This window comes from Xanthomonas sp. SHU 308, assembly GCF_000364645.1.
Classification (GTDB): Bacteria; Pseudomonadota; Gammaproteobacteria; order Xanthomonadales; family Xanthomonadaceae; genus Xanthomonas_A; species Xanthomonas_A sontii.
Genome location: NZ_AQOK01000671.1, coordinates 1 through 3,654, shown reverse-complemented (window position 1 = coordinate 3,654; position 3,654 = coordinate 1). Strand labels below are relative to the sequence as shown.

General features: G+C 70.4%; 2 protein-coding genes. One reads left to right on the top strand and one right to left on the bottom strand.

Annotated features, from left to right (window positions below; genetic code table 11):
• Window positions 1-203 precede the first annotated feature (203 nt).
• The gene (locus tag D588_RS0118340) at window positions 204-2,018 is read left to right on the top strand and encodes a DUF885 family protein (RefSeq protein WP_026143862.1); all 1,815 of its coding nucleotides are present in this window, start codon (window positions 204-206) and stop codon (window positions 2,016-2,018) included.
• A 57-nt stretch (window positions 2,019-2,075) separates the two neighbouring features.
• Here D588_RS0118340 and D588_RS0118335 read toward each other — a convergent pair.
• Window positions 2,076-3,654: efflux RND transporter permease subunit (locus D588_RS0118335; protein WP_017917011.1), on the bottom strand; the 1,579-nt coding region annotated here is incomplete at its 5' end.

The following is a 3,654-nucleotide window of genomic DNA, read 5'->3' as shown; positions in this document are numbered from 1 at the left end:
AGCCGCAGCGGCTGCCGCAGCCAGCCAGAGCTACAGCCATATTTATAGCTAAGCCAGCGATGCAGTTCCTGAGTTGCAGCCCGGTACAACCGCTGCGAAGTGCGTTTCCGTTCCCTGCATTGCCCCACACAGGACTTCCGGCCCACCCGCCAGGCCGGGCGGTGATGCGATCATCGGCGATCCGTTCCCGTCGTGTGCCGCCCATGCCCATGCTCGCCAAGACCCCGCTGGCCATTTCCCTGCTGATCGCGTTCGCCGTGGCCACGCCCGCACTGGCCGCACCGCCGGCGTCGACAGCGTCCAGTGCAACACCGGCCACGGCCAATGCCAGTGCCGCCGATGCGCGCTTCCAGGCCATCTACGAGAAGGAGTGGGCCTGGCGCCAGGCGCAGCTCGGCCAGGCCGACGAGGACAGCGACAGCAGTGGCGACAACCGCCATCTGCCCGACGTCGGCGCGGCGGCGCAGGCGGCGCGCCTGAAGGTGTGGGAGGACGTGCTGCGGCAGCTGGACACGCTCGATGCGGCCCAGCTTTCGCCCGAGAACCAGGTCAACCTGGCGGTGTACCGGCCGCAGGTGGAGAACCTGGCCGCGGCGGTGCGCCTGCGCGCCTACGAAATGCCGTTCAATTCCGACAGCGCGTTCTGGTCGGACCTGGCGTTCATGGCCCGGCGCACGCTGCGCACGCCCGACGAGTACCGCGCCTACATCGCGCGGCTGGAGGACGTGCCGCGCTACTTCGCGCAGCAGACCGACAACATGCGCGCCGGGCTCAAGCGCGGCTTCAGCGTGCCGCGCGCGGTGCTCGACGGCCGCGATGGCGCCATCGCCACCGTGGCCGAACTGAAGGATCCGACCGCGGCGGTGCTGTACACGCCGTTCAAGCAGATGCCGGCGCAGATTCCCGCCGCCGAGCAGGCGCAGCTGCGCGCGCAGGCGCAGGCGGCGCTGCGCGACAAGGTGATCCCGGCCTACGCGCAGCTGCTGACCTTCTATCGCCAGGAGTACATGCCGCAGGCGCGCACCACGCTGGCGGCCGAAGCCCTGCCCGACGGCAAGGCCTACTACCGGCAGCAGATCCGCGAGTACACCACGCTGGACATGGACCCCGAGCAGATCCATCAGCTCGGCCTGCGCGAAGTGGCGCGGATCCAGAAAGAGATGGACGCGATCATCCAGCAGGTCGGCTTTCACGCGCCGGCCGGGCAGAAGACCTTCCCGGCGTTCCTGCAGTTCCTGCGCACCGATCCGCAGTTCTACGTGAAGACCCCGCAGGAACTGCTCGATCGCGCCGCATGGATCGCCAAGCGCGTGGACGGGGAGGTCGGCAAGTTCATCGGCACGCTGCCGCGCGGGCGCTTCACCATCGTGCCGGTGCCGGCGGACATCGCTCCGTTCTGGACCGCCGGCCGCGGCGGCGTCGGCACCTACTGGCTCAACACCTACGACCTGCCGTCGCGGCCGCTGTACAACCTGCCGGCGCTGACCCTGCACGAATCCTCGCCGGGCCATTCGCTGCAGGGCGCGCTGGCCGAGGAACAGGGTGCGCAGCCGGCGTTCCGACGCGAGAACTACATCTCCGCCTACGGCGAGGGCTGGGCGCTGTACACCGAGAAGCTGGGCAAGGAGATGGGCATCTACGCCACGCCGTACGAGGACTTCGGCCGGCTCAGCTACGAGATGTGGCGCGCCTGCCGCCTGGTGATCGACACCGGCGTGCACCACAAGGGCTGGAGCCGCGCGCAGGCGCAGGCCTACCTGCGCGAGCGCACCGCGCTCAGCGAGCACGAGGTCACCACCGAGGTCGACCGCTACATTTCCTGGCCGGGCCAGGCGTTGAGCTACAAGCTCGGCGAGCTGACCATCCTCGATCTGCGCGCCGAGGCCGAGCGCGAACTCGGCGCGGACTTCGACATCAAGTCCTTTCACGACGCGGTGCTGCAGCAGGGCTCGGTGCCGCTGCCGGTGCTGCAGCAGCAGATCCGCGCCTACATCGCCGCGCGCAAGAAGAAGGCCTGATCGCTGCCGCGCAGGCCGGCGCCGCTTCCCGCGAGAAGCGCGCCGGCCTGTGCTGGATCAGCCCGCCACGCGCGGCCCGGCCACGCGTGCGGCAAACGTCGGCAACACCAGCAAGGTCAGCGCGGTGGCGGTGATCAGCCCGCCGATCACCACCGTCGCCAGCGGTTTCTGCACCTCCGCACCGGAGCCGCTGGCGATCGCCATCGGAATGAAGCCGACGATCGCGACCAGCGCGGTGGTCAACACCGCGCGCAGGCGGCTGCCCGCACCGTCGATCGCCGCCTGCAGCGGGAGGTCGCCGGCCTCCAGGCGCTCGCGGATCGCCTGCATCAGCACCAGGCCGTTCAAGGTGGCCACGCCGGAGACGGCGATGAAGCCCACCGCGGCCGACACCGAGAACGGCATGCCGCGCAGCAGCAGGGCGAGCAGGCCGCCGACCAGCGCCAGCGGCACGCAACCGAACACCAGCACCGCTTCCCTGACGCTGCGCAGGGCCATGAACAGCAGGCCGCCGATCAGCAGGAACACCACCGGTACCACGGTCGCCAGCCGCCGCTGGGCACGCTGCAGGTTCTCGAACTGACCGCCCCAGGTCAGGTAGGCGCCCGGCGGCAACGGCACGTCGGCCACCGCGGCCTGCGCCGCGCCGACGAAACCGCCCAGGTCGCGGCCGCGCACGTTGGCCTGCACCACCACGCGGCGGCTGCCGTTGTCGCGGCTGATCTGGTTCGGCCCTTCGCTGACGGCGATGCGCGCCACCGACGACAGCGGGATCACCTGTCCGGTCGGCGTGGCGATCGGCAGCGCGGCCAACTGATCCGGATCGTTGCGCGCGGCATCGTCCATCCGCACCACCACGTCGAAGCGACGGTCGCCCTCGAAGATCTTGCCGGCGGCGCGGCCGCCGATGCCGGTGGCCAGCGCGTCGCTCACATCCGCCGCGCTCAGCCCGACCTGCGCCGCCGCCATGTGGTCGATGGTCACGTCGAGCGTGGGCAGGCCGGAGATCTGCTCCACCCGCACGTCGGCCGCGCCCTCCACCGCGCGCAGCGTCGAGGCGACCTGCTCGGCCACCTTCTGCAACTGGCCGAAGTCGTCGCCGAAGATCATCACCGCCAGGTCGGTGCGCACGCCGGAGATCAGTTCGTTGAAGCGCAATTCGATCGGTTGGCTGAACTCGAAGCTGTTGCCGAGCTGCTGCCCCGCCAGCGCCTCCAGGCGGGCCACCAGCCGCTCCTTGTCCAGCGCCGGATCGGGCCAGTCCTTGCGCGGCTTGAGCACGATGACGCTGTCGGAGATGTTGGTCGGCATCGGGTCGATCGCCGCCTCGGCGGTGCCGGTCCGCGAGAACACCGTTGCCACTTCCGGCTGCGCGGCGATGGCCTTTTCCAGCGCCAGCTGCATCGCCAGCGACTGTTCCAGCGAGGTGGACGGCACGCGCAGCGCCTGCATCGCCACATTGCCTTCGTCCAGCGTCGGCATGAACTCGCGGCCCAGCAGCGCGAACGCGCCGACGCCCGCCAGCAGCATCGCCACCGCACCGCCGGCGACCGTGCGCGGATGCGCGACGGCGGTGCGGATCACCGGTGCGATGCGCGTGCGCAGCGCGCGGAGCAGCCATGTTTCGTGCGCGCCC